This is a genomic window from Limnochordia bacterium (assembly GCA_023230925.1).
Taxonomy (GTDB): Bacteria; Bacillota; Limnochordia; order DUMW01; family DUMW01; genus JALNWK01.
The window spans coordinates 31,730-52,718 of the sequence record JALNWK010000006.1 but is presented as its reverse complement, the minus strand read 5'-3'; the positions used below and the strand labels follow the sequence as shown (position 1 = coordinate 52,718).

General features: G+C 49.9%; 23 protein-coding genes and 1 tRNA gene. 2 read left to right on the top strand and 22 right to left on the bottom strand.

Annotation, left to right across the window (positions count from 1 at the left end; genetic code table 11):
• Window positions 1–11: 11 nt before the first annotated feature.
• The 12 genes from M0Q40_02125 to rlmN form a co-directional block, all read right to left on the bottom strand.
• Window positions 12–494, bottom strand: a complete 483-nt coding sequence (locus M0Q40_02125) for an A24 family peptidase (GenBank protein MCK9221419.1) — start codon at window positions 492–494, stop codon at window positions 12–14.
• A 114-nt stretch (window positions 495–608) separates the two neighbouring features.
• On the bottom strand, window positions 609–782 hold the full coding sequence (locus M0Q40_02120; protein ID MCK9221418.1) for a Flp family type IVb pilin: 174 nt from the start codon (window positions 780–782) through the stop codon (window positions 609–611).
• Between the two features lie 81 nt (window positions 783–863).
• On the bottom strand, window positions 864–1,016 hold the full coding sequence (locus tag M0Q40_02115; protein ID MCK9221417.1) for a hypothetical protein: 153 nt from the start codon (window positions 1,014–1,016) through the stop codon (window positions 864–866).
• Window positions 1,017–1,226: 210 nt separating this feature from the next.
• A complete protein-coding gene (gene rpe / locus M0Q40_02110; protein ID MCK9221416.1) occupies window positions 1,227–1,886 on the bottom strand; it encodes a ribulose-phosphate 3-epimerase in 660 nt (219 codons plus the stop codon).
• A 10-nt stretch (window positions 1,887–1,896) separates the two neighbouring features.
• Entirely contained in the window at window positions 1,897–2,778 is an 882-nt protein-coding gene (rsgA, locus tag M0Q40_02105; protein MCK9221415.1) for a ribosome small subunit-dependent GTPase A, read from the bottom strand.
• Between the two features lie 37 nt (window positions 2,779–2,815).
• On the bottom strand, window positions 2,816–4,822 hold the full coding sequence (pknB, locus tag M0Q40_02100; GenBank protein ID MCK9221414.1) for a Stk1 family PASTA domain-containing Ser/Thr kinase: 2,007 nt from the start codon (window positions 4,820–4,822) through the stop codon (window positions 2,816–2,818).
• Between the two features lie 48 nt (window positions 4,823–4,870).
• The gene (locus M0Q40_02095) at window positions 4,871–6,250 is read right to left on the bottom strand and encodes a penicillin-binding transpeptidase domain-containing protein (GenBank protein ID MCK9221413.1); all 1,380 of its coding nucleotides are present in this window, start codon (window positions 6,248–6,250) and stop codon (window positions 4,871–4,873) included.
• Window positions 6,232–7,467 (bottom strand): FtsW/RodA/SpoVE family cell cycle protein, encoded by a 1,236-nt coding sequence (locus tag M0Q40_02090; GenBank protein MCK9221412.1) that lies wholly within the window; start codon window positions 7,465–7,467, stop codon window positions 6,232–6,234. Before M0Q40_02090 ends, M0Q40_02095 begins: the two co-directional genes overlap by 19 nt.
• 58 nt (window positions 7,468–7,525) lie before the next feature.
• A complete protein-coding gene (locus M0Q40_02085; protein ID MCK9221411.1) occupies window positions 7,526–8,260 on the bottom strand; it encodes a Stp1/IreP family PP2C-type Ser/Thr phosphatase in 735 nt (244 codons plus the stop codon).
• Window positions 8,238–8,714: an FHA domain-containing protein gene (locus tag M0Q40_02080; GenBank protein ID MCK9221410.1), complete on the bottom strand. Its 477-nt coding sequence runs from the start codon at window positions 8,712–8,714 to the stop codon at window positions 8,238–8,240. The genes M0Q40_02085 and M0Q40_02080 overlap by 23 nt, the downstream gene beginning before the upstream one ends.
• 1 nt (window position 8,715) lies before the next feature.
• Window positions 8,716–9,474, bottom strand: a complete 759-nt coding sequence (locus M0Q40_02075) for a DUF3662 and FHA domain-containing protein (protein ID MCK9221409.1) — start codon at window positions 9,472–9,474, stop codon at window positions 8,716–8,718.
• Between the two features lie 6 nt (window positions 9,475–9,480).
• A complete protein-coding gene (gene rlmN / locus M0Q40_02070) occupies window positions 9,481–10,521 on the bottom strand; it encodes a 23S rRNA (adenine(2503)-C(2))-methyltransferase RlmN (protein MCK9221408.1) in 1,041 nt (346 codons plus the stop codon).
• A 140-nt stretch (window positions 10,522–10,661) separates the two neighbouring features.
• Between rlmN and M0Q40_02065 the strand changes: the two genes are divergently transcribed.
• Both M0Q40_02065 and M0Q40_02060 read left to right on the top strand, forming a co-directional pair.
• Window positions 10,662–10,739, top strand: a tRNA-Pro gene (locus M0Q40_02065).
• Between the two features lie 55 nt (window positions 10,740–10,794).
• Window positions 10,795–12,315: a hypothetical protein gene (locus M0Q40_02060; GenBank protein MCK9221407.1), complete on the top strand. Its 1,521-nt coding sequence runs from the start codon at window positions 10,795–10,797 to the stop codon at window positions 12,313–12,315.
• Here the strand turns inward: M0Q40_02060 and spo0A are convergent.
• The 10 genes from spo0A to M0Q40_02010 form a co-directional block, all read right to left on the bottom strand.
• Window positions 12,308–13,090 (bottom strand): sporulation transcription factor Spo0A, encoded by a 783-nt coding sequence (gene spo0A / locus M0Q40_02055; GenBank protein MCK9221406.1) that lies wholly within the window; start codon window positions 13,088–13,090, stop codon window positions 12,308–12,310. The two genes, M0Q40_02060 and spo0A, sit on opposite strands and share 8 nt — an antisense overlap.
• Window positions 13,091–13,106: 16 nt before the next feature.
• Window positions 13,107–14,498: a 16S rRNA (cytosine(967)-C(5))-methyltransferase RsmB gene (rsmB, locus tag M0Q40_02050; GenBank protein MCK9221405.1), complete on the bottom strand. Its 1,392-nt coding sequence runs from the start codon at window positions 14,496–14,498 to the stop codon at window positions 13,107–13,109.
• 4 nt (window positions 14,499–14,502) lie between these two features.
• The gene (locus M0Q40_02045) at window positions 14,503–15,201 is read right to left on the bottom strand and encodes a zinc metallopeptidase (GenBank protein MCK9221404.1); all 699 of its coding nucleotides are present in this window, start codon (window positions 15,199–15,201) and stop codon (window positions 14,503–14,505) included.
• Between the two features lie 28 nt (window positions 15,202–15,229).
• A complete protein-coding gene (locus M0Q40_02040) occupies window positions 15,230–16,000 on the bottom strand; it encodes a DUF116 domain-containing protein (GenBank protein ID MCK9221403.1) in 771 nt (256 codons plus the stop codon).
• Entirely contained in the window at window positions 15,993–16,928 is a 936-nt protein-coding gene (fmt, locus tag M0Q40_02035; protein MCK9221402.1) for a methionyl-tRNA formyltransferase, read from the bottom strand. Before fmt ends, M0Q40_02040 begins: the two co-directional genes overlap by 8 nt.
• A gap of 21 nt (window positions 16,929–16,949) precedes the next feature.
• A complete protein-coding gene (gene def / locus M0Q40_02030) occupies window positions 16,950–17,402 on the bottom strand; it encodes a peptide deformylase (GenBank protein MCK9221401.1) in 453 nt (150 codons plus the stop codon).
• 46 nt (window positions 17,403–17,448) lie between these two features.
• Window positions 17,449–19,719, bottom strand: coding sequence for a primosomal protein N' (gene priA, locus M0Q40_02025; GenBank protein MCK9221400.1), 2,271 nt, complete (start codon window positions 19,717–19,719; stop codon window positions 17,449–17,451).
• Window positions 19,720–19,780: 61 nt separating this feature from the next.
• Window positions 19,781–19,981 (bottom strand): DNA-directed RNA polymerase subunit omega, encoded by a 201-nt coding sequence (rpoZ, locus tag M0Q40_02020; GenBank protein MCK9221399.1) that lies wholly within the window; start codon window positions 19,979–19,981, stop codon window positions 19,781–19,783.
• A gap of 89 nt (window positions 19,982–20,070) precedes the next feature.
• Window positions 20,071–20,688, bottom strand: a complete 618-nt coding sequence (gene gmk / locus M0Q40_02015; GenBank protein MCK9221398.1) for a guanylate kinase — start codon at window positions 20,686–20,688, stop codon at window positions 20,071–20,073.
• Window positions 20,685–20,966 carry a DUF370 domain-containing protein gene (locus M0Q40_02010; GenBank protein ID MCK9221397.1) on the bottom strand — a complete coding sequence of 94 codons (282 nt, stop codon included), beginning with the start codon at window positions 20,964–20,966 and terminating at the stop codon, window positions 20,685–20,687. The genes gmk and M0Q40_02010 overlap by 4 nt, the downstream gene beginning before the upstream one ends.
• Between the last annotated feature and the right edge of the window lie 23 nt (window positions 20,967–20,989).

The following is a 20,989-nucleotide window of genomic DNA, read 5'->3' as shown; positions in this document are numbered from 1 at the left end:
TCTGGCCTCTTTCATAGCCAAGATACTCCCAGGGCCAGCAAAGAGCCACAGGTAATAGCTATTCCATAGGGAAGGGTGAGCTTGGACGAGCAGTCTGTTAACCTTCCTGTTACAAGCCGCTGGATCAAGGAACCCAATTCCCCATGTTTGGCTAAAAGAACTAACGCCCACAATGCCCCTACGGTCACGGTGAAAAACAAGGCCAGAATACCGAAGTCTATGCCCTTTAACGCACCAACGGCCGCCATTAGTTTCACATCACCGCCACCGAGACCACCTAGCAGAAAAGCAATGAAGAGGGGTGCTGAAGACAGTAAACATCCTAGCAAAGAAGAAACCAAACCAGTGAACCCATAGTAAATGCTGTTTGCTGCAAAACCGAACCCAATTAAGGGTATGGTAACGATATTATAAATTCGGTTCGTCCGATAGTCCGTATAACTGCTATAGAGCAGCCCCAATATCAAGCTAGTGTTAATGATCTTCGGGACCATAAAACCCCTCCAAAAAGGATGGGCCAGGGATTCCCCTGGCCTTCTCCCTGCAAATCTACGCAATCAATCCATGTTTATGCCGGAAAGCCTCCCACTCCAACTGGGAGTTAGATATTATGGTGTACCTGAAATTTCTTGTGCTAGTGTATTGAACTTGGTACTAATGCTTGTACCAATTGCCTTTACCGCTGCAATGGTGACAACGGCAATCAGAGCGGTAAGCAGACCATATTCGGCCATGCTTTGCCCTGTTTCGTCTTGGAACAACCGCCTTACGTTTTTCTGCAAGCATGAACACCTCCTCCTTGATACTGCTGGGTTATCTACCGATTCATCACCCCTTTCACCCCGCAGCTCAAATACGCAAGGCTAAGAAAGCTGAAGCAAATAAAACAACTTCTGAAAGTACAAATTGAGAGCTTGGGTAAACTGTTGATTAACTAGCAGCAATGCCGTAGCCAACGCGGCAGCCAGCAGTGCAAATTCGGCTGCCGCCTGACCCTTGTCACCAAAAGACCCCATATCACCTCCCCTCCCTTGGGACGGCTGCCCGTATATTAGGTGAGTCTGTCCAACGTCCGACCCTATTATACCCCCTCTACACCCTGTATGCAAATACTTAATCTGGGGTTTAGCTCTGCTGTACCAGATTGCATGAAGAAAACGCCCCTTTCGGGACGTTAAGAAGTAAATGCTCCTGGATTCGTATTGTCTACTGGGTAAATCCAGTATCTATTTACCCACTTTATCCGTCACCGCCCGTAATTGTTCTACCGCCAGCGCTGGATCAGGGCTAGAAAAAACGTAAGAACCAGCGATCAGAACGTCTGCTCCGGCCCTATGTACTACCGGTGCCGTCTCTAAGTTGATTCCCCCATCCACCGCAATCAGGGTTTTCAGACCTCGAACCTTTATTTCCTCCTGGAGCCGTGCAATCTTCTCCACTGAACGGGTTATAAAGCTCTGTCCGCCAAAACCGGGGTTGACAGTCATAATCAGGACCAGATCAAGTAAATCCAACACCCACTCGATACTCGTTAACGGTGTTGAGGGGTTAAGAGCAACACCACAACCCATCCCTAGTTTCTTAATATACATCAACGTACGGTGCAAATGGACACAGGCCTCGGCATGGACAGTAACATAGTCAGCTCCCGCTGCAGCGAGGGGCTCTAACAATACATCACAGTTACTGACCATCAGATGACAGTCAAAGGCCAAGTCCGTAGTCTTTCGTAAGGCAGATACCACCGGTGGGCCAATCGTCAAATTAGGAACAAAGGAACCGTCCATAATATCCACATGGAGCATATCTGCATTGCTAATCTTGGCAACATCCTCCGCCAAATGGGCGAAATCAGCCGCCAAGATTGAAGGCGCTATTTTCACCAAGGTTTCTACCTCATTTCCACTGCCCTTCTTGGCTGTCAACAAGCTCATCCAAAAGGAACAGATAATTATCGTAACGCCAAGACGGAATATCCCCTTTGGCAACTGCTTCCTTTACCGCGCATTCAGGTTCATTTCGATGACGGCAATCGGAGTAGTAACAACCGGAAAAATACTCTCGGAAAAAGAAATCTTCTAAAACAACTGGTTCAACACCAACCAACGGCATCCTAGTAAAGCCCGGTGTATCGGCAATAAACCCGCCATTACCCAAGGGATACAATACAACCTCCCTAGTGGTATGACGACCCCGCTTCAGCCGTTGGCTAATGTCACCTTCTTCCTGAACCGTTTGGCCTAGTACTCGATTGAGCAAGGCAGATTTTCCAACTCCCGAATCACCAGTCAAAACAGCCATAGATCCCGATAGAAGCTCAATCAATCTGTCTATTCCTTCTCCGGTAAGCGCACTGGTTCTAACACAATCATACCCTTGCTGCAAGTAAGCCTGAATATACCCCGATAACTGTGGATCTTCCTGTTCTAGATCTACCTTATTCCAGCAGAGAATACACCTCAGCCCTTGTTGCCGTGCAGCTAGTAGGATCCGATCTAGAAGAACTAAATTCACACTTGGATGGACCACAGAATTGACAACAACCAAAATATCAAGATTGGCCACCGGTGGACGAGACAGTTCCAGCCGCCGCGGTAAAACCTCCTCAATCACCCCTTCGGACGAGGAAGTAGGCCGCGCATGCACCCAATCACCCACCAGGATCCGTTGGTGTTGCCGTTTGAGCTTCCCCCGAAGCAAACACTGATACACTTGCCCTTGCTCCGTTTGCACAAAGTAGTAGCCACCAATAGCCCTTATCACAATGCCTTTTTGCATCGTGTGCCTCCCCATCACACAGGTATACCAACGCTAGTTACCTTAGGTATTCCTCTTCGATTAACCAACCACCCAAATAGACTTGCACCCTTACTTCAGGACCATACCCAACCACCACCCGGGTAATCGTCTCGCCCCCATCCACCATGGCCTGCATCACTTGCTTAATCCCCACCCGAATATCATCGACCACCAAAATCAAGACCTCCTGGGGCGGCCCATCGGGTACCCTAATGGATATTGTCGCCCTCTTTTGCCCATCATTTGGTGCTTCCGGTGGCGTTTGGGCATCTGTATCCTCCCCGGGTTCAAGCTCACCTACAGGTGGAACTGGTGGAGTACCAACACCTGTTTCATCTTCCCTAGGTTCTTGCCTATTCCTTGGTCCGTTACTGTAGACTACATCGATGGCGGTCCCTTTTTGTACTGAAGCCTGGGGTCGGGGGTTCTGATCGATGATCATCCCTTGGGGGATTTCGTCAGAGAAATCAGGAAAACTTTTTCCAATGGACAACCCGTACTCTGCAAGGTCCTTTTGCGCCTGGTCCAGATATGATCCTCGGATATCAGGGACCAAAAGAACCGTAGACTTCTGCCGAACGGCGATAACTACATTAATACTACTTCCTACAGGAACACTGCCCGATGACGGCTCCTGGAATAGGACTTCATCTATTGCGGCCTGTTCATTGATCTCCTCCTCGGGAACACCTAGCTTTAGACCTTGTTCATCTAACATCAATGCGGCATCCCGCAAAGAATATCCGACAATATTTGGCACCTCTACCATCTGGGGGCCCTTACTGACAATCAGTTCAACTGTTCGCCATTTCTTCACGATTCTTCCTTCAACGGGGTTCTGTGATACTACCCATCCTTCGGGCACATCATGACTAAAGACTCGTCCATCGACACTGGGTTTAAACCCCATCTCCGATAATATCTCACTGGCCTCCTCTAGGGAACGGCCGGAAACCTCAGGAACCGGCAAATCCGGTGGGAAGATCATCTTTCGGGCCTGCAACAAGCCTACCCATGATAGCCCACCTATGGCCAAGAGCACTGCAACAACAGTCAAAAACCTAGCTCCTGTAGAACGTTTTTTCTTTTGCTGAACGGGTACCATCTCCGTCGGTTCTAGTTCCTCCCCATTTACACTGGCGAGGACCTTCGTTGTTTCCATTAATGCCGTCTGCTCCGGCGCTTCTTCCGAGGCAAACCCCAAAGACATCATCCCGGTCTTTTGAATCGCCTGTAACAATCTTGCTGCACTGGGATATCGATCTTTGGGCTCCTTTGCCATAGCCGTCTCAACAATCAATGCCACTCCATCGGGTAGATCCCCACGCAACTCTCTAAGGGACGGTGGCTGATCTCGCAGATGTTTCAGAGCAATACTCACCGGGGTTTCGCCCCCAAAGGGTAATCTACCGGTGAACATTTCGTACATTACCACACCCAAGGAATACAGATCCGATGCCCCACTAATCTGACCACCACTGACCTGCTCGGGGGATGAATAGTGAACAGAGCCGAGAACAAAACCTGTTTGGGTCAAGGTAGAGCTACTCACGGCCCGGGCAATACCAAAATCGGTTACCTTAATCCGACCATCATTAGTCAGAATTATGTTATGGGGTTTAATGTCCCTATGCACGATCTTATGGGAATGAGCATGCTCCAACGCCTTTGCTATCTCTGCCGCTACCCAGAGTCCCTGGCCAACGGAAAACTGCCCATACTGTCTAATCAGAGTCTTAAGATCCGTCCCATTCAGGTATTCCATCACGATGTAGTAAATACCATTTTCCTCGCCAACATCGTACATATTAACCACATTAGGATGGGAAAGACTGGCTGCCGCTTGGGCCTCGAGGCGAAAACGACGGACGAAATCCTCATCTTTGGCATGGACGTCCCGTAGAATCTTAATAGCCACAGGTCGACAGAGCAGGCGATCTTGGCCCAGGTATACCACGGCCATTCCGCCGGATCCAACTTCTTGAACGATTTCGTATCGGTCAGCAAGGACTCTTCCCAGCAATTCATCCACCCCTTACCTTCAACATTATACAACAAACAGGAATATTCCTCATCCCCCACCTAGTAGTCTCCCAAGGATCTCCTGGGCGATGGGTGCAGCCACCTGGCCACCGGACCCGGCATTCTCCACAATGACTGTAACAACCAGTTGCGGATCATCCGCTGGTGCAAAACAGGTAAACCACGCGTGGGGTTTCCCATGGGGGTTCTCAGCACTTCCGGTTTTTCCAGCAATACTTACTCCCTTGACTTGGGCCCTTGTTCCAGTACCATTCTCAACCACCCCGAGCATCGCCCGTGTAACTTGGTATGAGGTGAAGCTACTCAGTACCCGTTCTGGCATAGCTTTTACATGTTGTCTTCTTCCGCCAAACGAATCAACCAGTTCTTGCACCAAGAAGGCTTTGAATTGTAGGCCACCGGTGGCAATTGTCGCCGTCAGTACCGCAATGTCCAAAGGGGTAACCAACTGGTTACCTTGTCCAATGGCAAATTGCACAAGCTCAGCTTTGGAACCCGGCGGAAAGATCCTCGCCGGGGAGGTGGCAACCCGTAGACCCTGCAGGTTACCAAAACCAAACCTGTCTACATAGTCAAATAACTTGTTTTCTCCTAGTTCCAAGGCCAATTGTGCAAAGATCACATTCGAGGAATTAGCAAAGGCCTGCATAAGAGTAATCGGCCCCGGTTGGGTGGTATAGGCATTTGTTAGTCGATAACCCTCCACCCTGAACTCCCCTTGATCTATATACGTGGTATCCAGCCGCACTCCTCCTTCCTCCAAGGCGGCAGCCAAGATCAGCATCTTAAAAACCGAACCAGGAGGATAAAGCCCTTGGACTGCTCGATGTAGTAGAGGTGCGTCTTTGTCATCCCTGAGGAACGACCATTTTTCATAGACCCGATTTGGATCAAAACTCGGGAAGGAGACCAAAGCTCTAATAGCACCACTTTTAGGCTCTAGTATCACCACCGCACCCTTCCTTTGGCCCAAGGCCTCTTCGGCAATCCGCTGCATCGCGTAATCAATCGTCGTAATGATGTGACCCCCGTAATGACTCTGACCTTGATGAACCCGCCACTGGTAAAGGTAGAACGATAGTCCATCCAGTCCTAGTAAGACCCGATCATAGGCTTTCTCTAAGCCGCTCTGTCCCAAAATGAGATCACTGTACCCAACAATGGCAGCCAAGGAAATAGGGCCTACGTAACGCATCTGGTGGTCACCGGGCAGTGCCAGGGCACGCCCAGAATAATCGAAAATACCTCCCCGAAGAATCTGTTCCCGGGCCAACTGTACCCGAGGATTGCCCACCGACGTTGCCAAGGAAGGGGCCCAGAGCACTTGGAAGAACCCCCCAGCTAGAATCATCAGTAGGAAGCATCCCGTAAACAGCTTCAGAAGATTATTCAGACTTCTAATCGGCACTGCCTCCTTAGTCTTGGTATCGCCCCGGTCAAACCAAGGGCCGACCAAAGGACAATCACTGAGCTACCTCCGTAGCTGATAAAGGGCAAGGTAATGCCGGTTAAGGGCACCAGGCCTAGATTTCCCCCGGCAATTAGTAACACCTGCAAGCCAATCATCACAGCTACCCCGGCACAGAGCAATCGGTGCCGAAGACAATATGAATTAATGGCCTTCTTAAACAAATAGACCACCATGAGCATATACAAACCCAGAATACCTACAGCACCTAGTAAACCCAGTTCTTCCCAAATGGCCATCAGGGGAAAATCTGTATGTACCTGGGGAATTAGGTAAGGGTGTCCCAGGCCCAGGCCCGTTCCCGTAAACCCACCGGAAGCAGCCGCGAAGAGTCCCTGTTGCAGTTGATGATACACTTGGTCACCGCGCCACAGGTCAAGCCAGTTTCCCAGGCGTGATTGTACATGGGGAAACAAGCAATAAGATAATGTAAAACCACCTAACCCCAAGAGTAACCCAATTAGTACGGTAGCTAGGCGACCCTCCGCCACATATATGGTCCCCCAAAAGATCCCCGATAGCAAAATCATCCCACCTAGATCCCGCTGTATACCTAGGGCAAGTACCCCCAGGAGCCACAGCAAAAGCGAAGGCCCCCACAGGCTCATATGGGCGAATAAGCCCCGTCGTTCGCGCAGGACTATGCTGGTACTCTCCTCGGTTAAAGAAGCAACTAAAAACAAGATCAACAGTAATTTGAAAAGCTCTATCGGTTGGAAGCTAAATCCAAGAAAGCGGATCCAGGCACGACTGCCGCCCACCCGAACACCAAATAGCGAGGTACCTAAAAGCAGCAAAGCTCCCAGAAGGCCCCACAAGTATCCGAACCGTTCCCACCGAATCCTACCTCCCCAGATGCTAAGAAGCAGATAGCTGCACAACCCGACTAGGTACGCCACAAGCTGTCGCCATAACAGTCCCGGAGCCAATCGCGCAACCATGGTTAGTCCCACTCCACATAATAAGACCGCCGGAGCAAACAACAACGGATCAATCCGATCCTGGCGCCCATACAGCATGCAAAACCCAACTGCTGTAGGACCGATATAAAGCAGAAAGAACCAAGGATTAAATGGCTGCAACAGCCACACAGAAAACATGCCCAGACTTCCCACTAAAATAGCGTCGACAAATAGTTTTCCATGGATCTTTATCATCCTAGGTCCCGTCCACCTTTAGTTTCTATGCTTTTGATACAAGAGACAGTAGGCTCCCTTATCCTTTGTCCTTATCCACCTGCACTACCACGGCGGTGACGTTATCCGTGCTCCCTAGTTCTAGGGCACGTTCTACTAGTTTCTCCGCCTTACTCTGTGGAGATAGTTCCTCGGATAAGAGCGACGATACCCATCGGTCCTCTACAGGTCCGGCGATCCCATCGGTGCAAAGCAGAAAGACATCCCCTGGATAGATCTCTCCCTGACCAGTTTCCACCTTAACCTCAGGCTCAACGCCAATGGCCCGGCTGAGCACATTGCTTAAGGGGTGATCATAGGCTTCCGCCCTAGATAGCGTACCGTTGCGCACAAGTTCCGCAACTAGGGAATGATCAGAAGTGACCTGTGTTAGCAGACCATCACGAAACAAGTACAATCGACTGTCCCCTACATGGGCATAGGCATAGCCTCGTTCTGTCAGCCCCATGGCCGTCAAGGTAGTCCCCATACCGTCACATCCTGGACAAGCCCGTGCTTGGTTATGTACATCTTGATTAACCCGCTCAAAGACCTGACGAAGATGATTCTCAAGAACCCCTTCATCCCCGGGAATACCATCAGTCTTGCATAGCTCAGAGAGCCCAAGTAACGCTTGATAACTAGCTACCTCACCTGCACTGTGACCTCCCATTCCATCAGCCACAGCAAACAACCATTCCCGCACCAAGTACCCGTCCTCGTTATTGGACCTCATCAGCCCAGTATCGGTCCTAGCCCCTACGCGTATGCGCAAAACCCTTCACCACCACAAAAAGATAACTTCCTATACTAAGCACATCTCCTAACGAAAGAACAGCGTCCTCTTCCACCGGATCTCCGTTGAGATATATGGGGTTCCGATCTATTTTCCTGATTATGAATCCCTCTTGTTTCTCAATGCGCAGATGGAACAAGGCGATTTCAGCTTCCCGCAGTTGCACATCATTTAAGGGCGCCCGTCCCATACTAATTGTATCTGCCTGTAGGTACTCTCCGGGAACGACCTCCTGCTTCTGTTCACAGGACATCTGCTCCCCGTTCTCTGGGAGGATCCTGCGACATACCACCGGAGGCAAAGCCGGTTCGCCTCTGACAAAAACTAGGCCTAAGTCACCATTATCCCTCGACAAAACTCGAAGGAACTGCGATAGAAACCGGTAAAGTAGATAAAGAAAAACCAAACGTCCTAACCAGATTAATAGGTACATCCTACTCTCCTGCCGAAAACCGCAGCAACGTGTTACCAATCACGATCCTGCTACCATGAGTGAGGTCGCCCTCCTCAATTCGTACGTCGTTAAGGTAAGTACCATTCCTACTTCCTAAATCCTTCAAGGTAACCTGATCCCCATGTACGGTAATCAGGGCGTGTTTGCGGGAGACACAAGGATCATCCAACACCAGATCATTGTCTAGCTCACGCCCAATGGTAAATCTGCCCTGATTTGGCAACCCATAGCGCACATCCTCTTTAGCACCGGAAAGACATACTAAGAAAGGTCTGGATTCGCCCTCGTAAATCCGCGTTACCTCATCCACTTCCCCTTCATCGGTCAAAGTATCATCAAGCTCAGGAATCCTTCTTGTTGAGCCAGACTCCACATCATCAAAGAAGGTCTCGATATGGATATGACCTGGTTTAAGCTGCTCCTCCTGTATAAAGCTAACCTGCGGCAGGGACAAGAAGTGTAATCCTTCCCGCTGGGCTATTCCCGCTAAATGCTGACACATTTCCTCGGCGAGGGTCTGCTTGATCGGCTCTATATGCACAAAGTCCGCAGAATGTAGTCTGACGTCATATCGATTCGGCACATATATGCGGCTAACACTAACCTTTCTCTGTCTTTGCATCACCAAAGAAAGCTCCTTACCAATTTGAATAGGGATATACGGTCCTTGCAGTCGTGTGCCGAATAGGCGATGCATGAACGTTTTTAGTGCTGTCTCCACCCGTTCAATCATGGACATGTTTGCTCACCTTTCCACTCTCGCTGCGGCAATGGCCAGCTGCCCACAGGCAGCACTGATGTCAACCCCACGTTCAGAGCGTACGGTAACCGGTATTCCCGCATTTCTAACCACTTCCTGGAAGGAGAGAACTGCCTCCTCCGAAGATCGGGAAAACCCGTTGGCAGGGTTCACTGGAATGAGGTTAACATGGCACAGTAAACCTACCAACAACTCGCCCAATTTACTTGCGTGCACTGTGCTGTCGTTCACCCCATCGATCAACGCATATTCAAAAGTAACCCTACGGTTGGTCTTGCTTACATAGTAAGATGCCGCCTCTAAGACCTCTTTGATCGGGTGCTTTTTGTTGATTGGTACCAGCTGATCCCGCAGCCCATCCTCCGGCGCATGGAGGGAGATCGCCAACCCAATCTGCAACTTTTCATCGGCCAACCTGCGCATTTGCGGCACTAACCCACAGGTCGACACCGTGATCCGTCTGCTCCCTAATGCCAGTCGTTCGGGATCAATCATGGCGAAAATAGCTTCGAGCACTGCCTCATAGTTGGCCAAAGGTTCGCCCATCCCCATAAACACAATATTTGTTACTGACTGCTTTGCATACTGCTCAGCTAAAATAACCTGTTCTATAATCTCACCACAGGATAGATTCCTGGAAAAGCCCATCTTCCCCGTTGCACAAATTGAACAACCCATAGCACAACCTACCTGGCTGGAAATGCACACCGTGGTCCGCTTCTGCTCTTCCGCGGGAATTAGGACAGTCTCGATCTTTTGACCGTCATTGGCCTCAAGGAGAAATTTGATCGTGCCGTCCTTTGACTTCCGTTTCTGCCGCGCCCTTAACGGTTTGGCCTCTGCCTCCTTTTTCAGCTGCTGGCGTAACTCCAACGGCAAATCCGTCATGTTTGCAAAATCCGATTCTCTTTCCTGGTACATCCACCTCATCAGCTGACGGGCCCTATATTTGGGATACCCCCAATCCTCTAGTAGACTTTCCAATGCTCCTACTGATAGATCCTTTAAAGGTATCAGATCGGTCAATGTTGCACCTTCTTTATATGAACTATTATCCCAGAATTGCTACCAAACTATACCAAGGTCGGGTAAAACCCCAACCCCGTCTATTGACATATATTTTATCATAAAGTATAATCTCTGTGACGTTATTTTTTCCTAAATGCCGGGGTGTAGCGCAGCTTGGCTAGCGCGCATCGTTCGGGACGATGAGGCCGCGAGTTCAAATCTCGCCACCCCGACCATTCTTAATCTAGCACCGAATTTGACGGTGCTTTCTTTCTTTCCGGGAGGGTTACCATGGTTAATGAAGGTCGTTTCACTACACGATTATTCAGCAGCCTATTAGGCTGGCTTCTCCTGCTTCCCGCCTGTGTTGCCATCGGCTTTTTTAGCTGGATGCCCTTGGTTGGACTAGTGCGGATGAGCATGTCTGCTATCGACTTAGCCGGAGCAAGAAGCACGTACGTGGGTCTAGCTCATTTCCAAACCCTCTTTGCCGATGGGACCTTTAACCATTCCCTTAAAATAACAGTCTTCGTTGTCCTTGGCAAGTTGGTTTTTACAGGTCTTGGCCTTTGGTTAGGTCACAGTAGTGCCTCATATCGCAATCAGTCAAACCTGTACAAGTTATCCTTAAGCCTAGTTACCCTCCTTGGTTCAGCAGGTCTTTTCTATGGTATTTTCCAAGGATCGTATATATTTCTATTAAGCCGAAACATAAATCTTGGAATTTTCGGCCCCGGTCCCCTGGCTTTACTTAAGGGGATCGTCCTTGATGGACTTTTCATCCTGCCCTTAGCCATATTACTTGGATACGTCATTACCAGCCTAACGGAGAACAATACCTTTAAATATGCCAGTCAACCATCGGCCTTTGCTTTGAGCATTATCTTCTTCCTAGCCTTTGGCTTGGTAACCAGCCATTTGGTATTAGACCAAACCATCGCTGCGTTTATCAACACCAATCTCCAAGGGGGCGTGACCGCCCAGGAATTAGCCGCTGCCGCTGGTGTAGTTCTCGCTATCCCTTTACTCATTTTAGGTATTGTTGTGTGGTGGATCATGGAGCAACAACAACCACTGCTCGCTCCAAGTAGCACCCTCCATCGGAAAAACAGCACACAACCCACATGGGCGGTCTATATTCCCTTAATCGTAGTGGTACTGTTACTTGTGCCCACGTTGGCTTTGCTAATTGCGCAGCAGTTTTCCGAAGGTCCATCCTCCCTAGGACTTCCCTTTCGTAGATGGACCACAAACGGTCTTTTAGTCGGAGGGGTAGTCGCCGGGCTTCAGCTGTTACTGGGAGCTATGGCTGGCTATTCTCTCAACGTCATTAAGCCCGTGGGAAGTAGAGTAGCCTCACTGTTTCTGACAGCCCCCCTCTTCCTCTTCCCTTTGGTACTAACACCGTTCCTGCGCATCGTGTTGTTCAATATCGGATTATTTGACAACCTTTGGGCCATCGCGCTAACTCTTGGCGCATCACCCCTTAGTATCTTCATCTTTCGACTATTTTTTGCACACAGACAGCCCAGCAATTTGGGTCCTGCCTGTCTTGTGGTAATCTTGACTTCCTTCGCACAGAGCTTTGCTCAATACCAATTCATCCAGTCAGTCATACTCACCGAGGATAAGCTAACCCTTATTGCTGGGCTGAATAACCTTGATTTGTTCTTCGAATATGGTCCAACTATTGCGCTTAGGGCTTACGGCTGGAGCTTGCTTTATTCCCTACCCCGGATGCTTCTCGTCTTTCTACTCTTGGTGTTTGTGCTACCGAGACTAAGCCTAAGCACCCGTTCACAGACTACTTAGCTAGGCGTAATCGATCCGCAAGCTTTGCTATAAGAACGGAATTAGTGGGCATTTGGGCCTCTCCGTTGTTGGTCATATGTATTCCCATCAGAGTCACCAGAAACTCACGGTTACCCCTATTCCATGCCGTGACAAGAGCATTTCGGATCGCAGATTCAACCCCCGATGGCGTAGTACTATGACGCTCTGCAATCACCGGGTAAACCTGTTTCGTCAGCCCTCCAAGTAAGGCAGGGTTATCCATAACCATTAACACCGCTTCTCTTAGATACACATGTCCTTTGAAATGAGACGGTAGCCCGATCTGGTGCAGCAGATCTGTAAGCATCGCCTCTGAACGCCGAATTGTACCTAGGGGTGAGGCGGTACTATTTGGCAACCTTCCCCCCATTTGGTTCGAGTTGTCAGACGCCCCGAATTGCCGGATCCGTTCAGCTAGGATACTCAGGTTAATTGGCTTCACAATGAAATATTTCGCGCCCAGTTCGGTCATCCGCTCCACCATTTCATCCCGGGCAAAGGCTGTCAACACAATGACATCCGGATACGTATCTAAGTCTAAATTAGACAGACCTTCCATCACACCTATACCATCTAGTTTAGGCATAGTTAGATCCAAAAGTACCACATCGGGTTCGAGTTCTTGGATTAACTCAAGGGCCATCTCCCCATCATAGGCCACACCACAGGGTTCAATGTCTGGCGACTGTGCGAGATATTCTTCTAGCTGTTGGCATAAGTCTGCATTATTATCAACTATGAGAACTCTTAACACATCCTCCCACCCCTTCTTATTGCTTCTTCTCAAACTGCGCAATGAAAAAGCCATCTGTTCCATCCAAATGGGGCGCTAGGGCGGCGATACATCGCTGTACCTCTCGTTGTATGGATAAGACCCGATACAGACGGGAGGGCGCAAAACGACTAAACCTAGAGGATAGAGTACCCCCAGGGAAATAATCTGGAAAACTAGACAGAAACCAAGCTACATTATCCAGGGTCTCCTCCGGTTCCAGGGTACATGTTGTGTATACTAGGATACCTCCAGGAGCTACTAAACTAGCTGCCCGACTCAAAATACTCCGCTGAATCTGTTGTAAATCTACTATATCCGCTTCGCTCTTATGCCAACGGGCGTCAACCCTTCGGCGTAAAACCCCCAACCCCGAACAAGGAGCATCCACTAGCACCCGCTGTGCCTTGCCGAAAAATTCCTCCGGTAGCTTCTCTGCGGGACTGAGGACGGTCTCTATGTTAGTGATACCAAGTCGCCTAGCATTCTCCTCGATTAGCTTCAGCCGATGCTCATGGATGTCCACGGCCAATATCTCCCCATGATTTCCCATCAACTGAGCCAAATGGGTGGCTTTCCCTCCAGGAGCGCTACATAGGTCATAGACCACATCTGTGGGTTTCGGATCCATACAGTGGGCCGCAATCATAGAACTCTCATCCTGAATGAAAAACCAACCTTCATGGTAACCCGGTAAAGCCTCGGGCGACCCGGTTTTTTCCACGACGATGCTTTCCGGTACATATTCTGTAAACCAACCGTTTATTCCTGCTTTTCCCAAGGAAGTAAATAACTCTTCCCGGGAGATCTTTAGTGTATTGGTCCTAATCACAGTAGGAGGAGTCTCGTTATTGGCTTGGCAATAGGCAATGGTATGCTGGATTCCGAAGTTGGCAATCCATCTTTCCACCAGCCACGCCGGATGGGAATACTTGATCGAGACATACGCCACCGGATCGTCTGCCAAACAGGGCAAGGAAAACCCTGGTAGTTTACGTAGGAGGTTACGCAGCACCCCATTGACAAACCCCGCTGCTTTGCGGGAGGAGGACTTAGTCAGCCGCACAGCCTCGTCCACAATGGCATAGTCACCTATGGAATCCAGAAACAGGATCTGGTAGGTGCTTAGGCGTAGTATATTGCGAACTGGAGGGGACATCGTCTCTAGAGGACGATCGGCCACCTGTCTAATGTGCCAATCTAGTAGGCTTCTGTTCCGTAGGGTGCCACATACGATCTCAGTAGCTAGCGCCCGGTCTTTCTTGGTAAGACCGGGCAGCTTCTCATTTAGAGCCAAGGTAGCATAGGCTCTTTTTCCTTCAACCTCCATCAAAACAGCAAGGGCAACCTGTCTTGCGGGGGAGACATTAGTGCTAGGACCCTTACCCATAAAATCAGTCCCGTCGTTGGCCCCGGATTAGTAGCAATCTTAGTAGTTGGCCAATGGAAACGGCAACTGCTGCCACATAGGTCAAGGCCGCTGCACTGAGGATCTCTTTTGTTTTTCCCGCCTCCGCGCGGGTAATATACCCACCCTGTGATAGAAGAGCCATGGCTCTTCTACTGGCATTAAACTCGACGGGCAAAGTCACCAACTGGAATAAGATCGCCGTCATGAACAGCAAAATACCCAGGTCCGTTAACCAACCTAGCCCGGCACCCTGGAAGAGTAATCCTACGAAGAACAAGGGCAGAGCCAGCTGAGAACCAAAGCTAGCCACAGGGAAGATGCTGTTTCGCAATCCCAGAGGTAAATAGTTGGCTGCGTGCTGCAAGGCATGACCGGTCTCATGGGCGGCTACACCAAGAGCAGCAATTGAACGACCCTCATATACTTCGGGGGACAACCGAAGCACCCGTACCCTGGGATCATAGTGATCTCCTAGGGTACGACCGGTCCTCTCTACCCGTACATCGGATAGGTTGTTCCGATCTAAAAGCTCCCTCGCTACCTGGGCGCCACTTTTGCCAATGTATGCTGGATGCCGTAAATACCTGGAAAAAGTGCTTTGCACCTTCAGCTGGGCATACATTGCTAAAACTAGCGCAGGAAGCAATACAATCCATGTCGCATAGTACTGCAGAATATACATGTCTTCTCCTCCTCTTCCTATCCTTACCTTATCTTGGGGCAAGTAAACTCAACACAGCATTTTCCAGCTGTCTCAAATCAACCTCGGTCTCAAAGCAAGGGCCCTTGGGTCTTTGGTTAATAATCCCAAGGACATTTAGCCGAGGATCAACATCGCATATCCCGCTCACCAAATCCCTTTCACAGGCCACTGCTACCACCGCCTCGGGCTGATACTCCACTACTGCCCTTCTCGCCTGGGTCCCTCCGGCACTAACAACAAGTTGAAATCCAAGTCGTTCGCGCAAAGCTAACAGGTCTCCGATGGGACAAGCGCCGCATTTCTGACAGTTTTCCACCCGACCGGTTACCTTCATCCTACATTCAAACCGCTGCAAACAGGCAGGTACTAGAACCAATAGCCGATCCGGTACAACACCTATCTGTTTGCGAATCTGGGTTAGTCGGTTGTGAACCCCGATGTAAGAGCGGCGAATGAGATCCTTAGGAACCTTTAGAAGTCTTCCTAAGAACATGGCAACCGGCAATAGGACCCGCAAGGTCCACTGGATGGGGGCATCAAATATCGCCAAGAAGCGGTGTTTCCTTAGCATCCACACTAAGGCGATGATCCCAATCAATAAGACTATAAGCATTACACCTAAGCCAATCTTAAGGGCAGAAAACACCACGACCAGCTGGTCCCCAAGGTTTGGCAGATAAAGGATTAACCAGGTCAATAATACCACAAACCCAAATGCTGCGGCAAGGAGCCCAACAATCAACCGTGGGCTATCTTGGTAAGAGCTGGTTTTACCCATTGCCTAAGACCTCTCCAATAGTAATACCATAACCATTTACGTAGTCCTGTGCGCCCATGCGTCTACGGGCTTGGGGTTGTACCTCTTCTAACCATACCATAGCATACCCACAGGCAACTGCTATCCCTTTTTGGGGATCAATACGCAAAACAGCTCCTGGCTGTGCCCGGTGACTAGTAGCATCAACTCCGGCCCGCCAAACACGCAAACGTAGGTCCCGATGAGTACAATAGGCAAGGGGCCAAGGATTCATAGCACGGACTAACCGTTCAATTTCATCGGCTGGCCTGTCCCACTGGATACGTCCCCTTTCCTTGGTTAGCTTCGGAGCCACAGTTGCCAGCTGATCATTCTGGGGCCTTGGCGTAAGGTCCCCCTTAGCTAAACCTGCGAGAGCCTCAATTAAGGCCGTTGCCCCCAAAGCTGCCAGCCGATCATGTAACGTTCCTCCAGTTTCCTCTGGAGATAAAACGATCTCCCGTTGCATGAGAATATCCCCCGTATCCCAACCGGTATCCATTTGCATGACAGTCACCCCGGTGGTCGTCTCACCCTTGAGGATGGCCCACTGAATTGGCGCTGCCCCCCGATACTTTGGTAGCAGCGAAGCATGGACATTGATACAACCATATTTCCCCATTTGCAGGATTTCCTCCGGAATCTTCTGTCCGAAGGCCACAACAATGATGGCATCAACATCGTAAGCTGCAAGCTTGGCAATAAACTCAGGATCACTAACCCGCTCAGGCTGGACCACCGGTATCTGCAGTTTTTTTGCTACTGCCTTTACCGGTGATGGTTTGACCCGTTGGCCCCGATCCCGGGGTCGATCAGGCTGAGTTACAACCAAAACCACCTCGTGCCTCTTGGCCAAGGTCTTTAGAGTAGGAACAGAAAAGTCCGGTGTTCCCATGAAAACAAAACGCACATCCAGGCTCCTTCCTTTTGCCTAGTCTTGGGACAGGCAGGTGGCTTTATCAATGAAGAGTATGCCATCTAAGTGATCAATCTCATGCTGTAAGATCCTCGCTAACAAACCATCGGCCTGAATCCTGATTGGCCTGCCCTTTTCATTCAATCCATCAACCTCAACACGGGCAAAGCGTTGTACATACCCGCTCACTCCAGGAATACTCAGGCATCCTTCAACCTCAATATCTTCCCCACTGCCAGCGGTAATCACAGGATTCACCACCGCGATCAGTCCATCCCCAGGATCAACCACAATTACCCTAATTGATTCACCAACCTGGGGAGCGGCAAGGCCAACCCCATTGGCTGCATACATGGTCTCTCCCATATCCTTGATCAGGGTAACCAATCTCTTCGTCACCCGTTTAACCGGCTGGGCGGTTTGACGAAGGACCGAATCGCCCTCCACTACTACTTCCAGTTGTGCCATTTCCACTTGGGCATACCTAGATGCCCGACGCCCCCTTAGTTTTGGATTAATACATGGAAACCGGATTGATATCAACAAAAACAGCTACATCCGGTGCCACCTTTCTTATTCTATCAATAAGAGCCGCCTTTCGTAAAGTAGCCAGTTCGGGTCCCTTCACCATAATCTGCCAGCGATAGCGGCCTTGCAGTCGACTTAGCGGACAGGGCACCGGTCCCAAAACACCCACCGCCTGATTATGGTAGTCCTGGCCTTGCTGCATCGCAATCAGATGTTCCTTTGCTGCTTTAACTACTGCTTCCTCATCTTCCGCAGAAAACACAAGCCGAACTAGATTGGCTACTGGTGGGTAGTTTACCTTAGAGCGAAAGGCAATTTCTTGTTTGTAAAACCCAACGTAATCATGATGTTGTGCGGCCTTGATACTGTAATGTTCGGGATTATATGTCTGCACGATTACCCGACCGGGCCGCGTGCCCCGGCCGGCCCGACCGGCTACCTGGGTCAGAAGCTGAAAGGTACGCTCCGCCGCCCGGTAATCCGGGATATTCAACGTGAGGTCCGCGGCCATCACTCCCACCAAGGTTACTTGGGGAAAATCTAACCCCTTGGCCACCATTTGTGTGCCAATAAGGACATCCAAATCATGGTTACGGAAGTCCCCTAGGATACGTCCAAAGGCTCCCTTTCTGCGGGTGGTATCTCCGTCCATGCGGGCGATGCGGGCTTGAGGAAAAAGATTGGCCAGTTGCCGCTCCACACGCTGAGTCCCCGCCCCAAAACCCCTTAAACTCCTGCTGCCGCACTCAGGGCATGTGGTTGGTATCTCCCGTTCCAGTCCACAGTAATGACAGCACAACCGGTTGATATCCTCATGGTACGTTAGGGAAACAGCGCAATTTTCACAGTGCAACACATGACCGCATTCCCGGCATAGAATAAAACCTAGGGTTCCTCGGCGGTTAATAAACAGGATCACCTGTTCCCTACGAGCTAGGGCTGTTCTGATCCCCTGCTGGAGGGTGCGACTAAACATGGAACGGTTTTTTGCCTTTAATTCCTCTCGCATATCGATTATGTCTACCTGCGGTAGGGGAAGGTTGTTGATCCGTCTTGGTAATGTCACTAAGTTATATACTTTCTGCTCGGCCATATAGTAGGATTCCAAAGAGGGGGTAGCACTGCCTAACAACACCACTGCCCGATTAAGCTCCGCCCGCTTTATCGCCACATCCCGGGTATGATAAGGCGGTTGCCCCTCAGCCTGCTTGTACGTGGTCTCATGTTCCTCATCAAGGATTAGCAAACCGAGATTTCGTACCGGAGCAAAAACCGCCGAACGAGCACCAATCACAATACCAGCCTCACCGGAGGCAATACGTTGCCACTCATCAAAACGTTCTCCATCGGACAACCGACTGTGCAAAACAGCAACATCGTCGGCAAATCTGCTTTTGAATAGTCCCAGCATCTGGGGAGTCATGGAGATCTCCGGGACAAGTAAGATCACTGATTGATCATGGGACCGGACTTCGTCAATAAGCTGCATATATACCTCGGTCTTACCACTTCCCGTTACCCCGTGCAAAAGATACACACCGCCCGTCTGCCGGCGAATTTGGTCTTTAATTTGCTCGAAGACCCTCTGTTGGTCCGGGGTTAGAGCTAGGGGTGTGCTACTTCCTTGCTTGGTGACTTCCGCTAAGGGATCCCGATAGAGTACAATCTGTCCACTGGCTAGGTAACCCTTGTCCTCTAAGGCCCTAAGGGCGTGATAGGATAACCCCTTTTGTCTCAAGAAGGAGAGGGTCACCTTCTCACAGGGACAATTCCCCTCACATCGCTGTGATAGACATGTCTTTTCAAAGTAGCTTAAGACCTCCTGTTGCCGTGGAGCTCGCCGGACCATTTCCTTGGCTTGCCTTAGTTCCTCTCCCGCTACCTTGATCTCAAAGGTCTTCAGGTAGCGATGCCCTGAGGTTTGACCAAGATGACGCATTCCCGGAGGAATGAAGCACTGCAGGGCATCCACGAGGAGACAGCCGTAGTAGTCGGCCATCCACTGGGCCAGGGTTAGCATCTCTGAAGTCAGAACTGGGTCTTGTGTACAAATTCGTAGGATGGGTTTTACCCCCGGGACCTCGGCTTGATCCGCAAGAGCAATCACATAACCAATAACTTGTCGATTATTGAAAGGAACTAGCACCTGGTGCCCTGGGCGCAGGTGATTTTTCAGCTTCTTGGGAATGCTGTAGCAAAAACAACGGTCCACCCGTCGCACTCGTACATCTACGATGACTTGCGCATACCCGGGCATAGTCTCACCTCTAAGTCACAGAAGATCACAGCTGTCCAATACTCGTTTTGTGCATGCTGCTTCAACTTTTACGGATCCGTTCGTACCTAACAGTACCAGAACCCAGTTCATAAAGAGCAACTGTGACAGGCTTATTAGTCTGTACATCAGCTAATGGTTCCGCTCCTTCAGATAACTGTCGCGCCCTTTTTGCCGCAGCTACTACTGCAGTATACCGACTATCTACTCTACCTAGCAATCGATCTATTGATGGTTGATTCATAAGGTCGTGCCAGACCAGTCCCCGCTTTCGCTTAGGATGGCGGCACCTTCCCTCCTATCATAATTAGATGTGCCTTTGTAAACCCCAAACTAAAATGGAATACTCTGCCAATATTGTCCTAACACGGTACGATAGTTACCCTTTATTCTTGCCTTTGTGGCCACAAGAATACTCCACAACTCATCTGCCGCTTGTCCCACATCATTGTTTACTACCGCGTAGTCATACCGTTCTACCGTTTTCAATTCCTGGATGGCCACATCCAACCGAGCAGTTACACTACGCTCATCTTCGGTTCCTCGACCTTCAATCCTTTTCCGCAGTTCCTCAAGACTCGGAGGTAGAAGAAATACCAGCACCGCCTGGGGCAAACGCTGTTTAACCTGTAGTGCCCCTTGGATCTCAATATCCATGACCAGATCATGACCATTAAAGAGCTGCTCATGCACAAAATCCGCAGGAGTCCCGTAGAGCTTACCACAAAACTCAGCCCACTCTAGGAAACCGTCCCGTCTAATTCTCTCCTCAAACTCCTCGGTGGTAAGAAAGTAATAATCCTTCCCCTCGACCTCATGGGCCCGGGGAGTACGTGTTGTTGCAGAAATAGAGTAGATGACCGAAGGATGTCTTCGGCAAAACTCCTCTAGGACAGTGTTCTTCCCTACACCGGAGGGTCCTGAAACCACTAATAATGTGCCTTTACTCACTTCAGTTGACCATCCTTGTCTTCAATTAAAGGGGCTTCCTTTCCCCCAACACGATGGGCGACAGTCTCTGGTTGCACCGCGGATAGAATTACGTGATCGCTATCTGTAATGATCACAGCGCGGGTGCGACGACCGTAGGTAGCATCGATCAGCATGGCCCGTTCCCGGGCATCTTGTATTAGTCTCTTAATGGGCGCTGATTCCGGAGAGACAATAGCCACTATCCGATTTGCACTTACGATATTCCCAAATCCAATATTCACCAGTTCCAAAGCCAAGATTCAAACCTCCTGAATAGGTC

Bases quoted from the DNA above. Each gene is read 5' to 3' on its own strand.
- rsgA (MCK9221415.1), bottom strand. From the start codon at position 2,778: ATGCAAAAAGGCATTGTGATAAGGGCTATTGGTGGCTACTACTTTGTG.
- rpoZ (MCK9221399.1), bottom strand. From the start codon at position 19,981: ATGAATCAACCATCAATAGATCGATTGCTAGGTAGAGTAGATAGTCGG.
- M0Q40_02040 (MCK9221403.1), bottom strand. From the start codon at position 16,000: ATGGGTAAAACCAGCTCTTACCAAGATAGCCCACGGTTGATTGTTGGG.
- M0Q40_02080 (MCK9221410.1), bottom strand. From the start codon at position 8,714: ATGTACCTATTAATCTGGTTAGGACGTTTGGTTTTTCTTTATCTACTT.
- M0Q40_02075 (MCK9221409.1), bottom strand. From the start codon at position 9,474: ATGTCCATGATTGAACGGGTGGAGACAGCACTAAAAACGTTCATGCAT.
- M0Q40_02115 (MCK9221417.1), bottom strand. From the start codon at position 1,016: ATGGGGTCTTTTGGTGACAAGGGTCAGGCGGCAGCCGAATTTGCACTG.
- rsmB (MCK9221405.1), bottom strand. From the start codon at position 14,498: ATGGGTAAGGGTCCTAGCACTAATGTCTCCCCCGCAAGACAGGTTGCC.
- def (MCK9221401.1), bottom strand. From the start codon at position 17,402: ATGGCACAACTGGAAGTAGTAGTGGAGGGCGATTCGGTCCTTCGTCAA.
- M0Q40_02090 (MCK9221412.1), bottom strand. From the start codon at position 7,467: ATGATAAAGATCCATGGAAAACTATTTGTCGACGCTATTTTAGTGGGA.
- priA (MCK9221400.1), bottom strand. From the start codon at position 19,719: ATGCCCGGGTATGCGCAAGTCATCGTAGATGTACGAGTGCGACGGGTG.
- M0Q40_02060 (MCK9221407.1), top strand. From the start codon at position 10,795: ATGGTTAATGAAGGTCGTTTCACTACACGATTATTCAGCAGCCTATTA.
- M0Q40_02045 (MCK9221404.1), bottom strand. From the start codon at position 15,201: ATGTATATTCTGCAGTACTATGCGACATGGATTGTATTGCTTCCTGCG.
- M0Q40_02125 (MCK9221419.1), bottom strand. From the start codon at position 494: ATGGTCCCGAAGATCATTAACACTAGCTTGATATTGGGGCTGCTCTAT.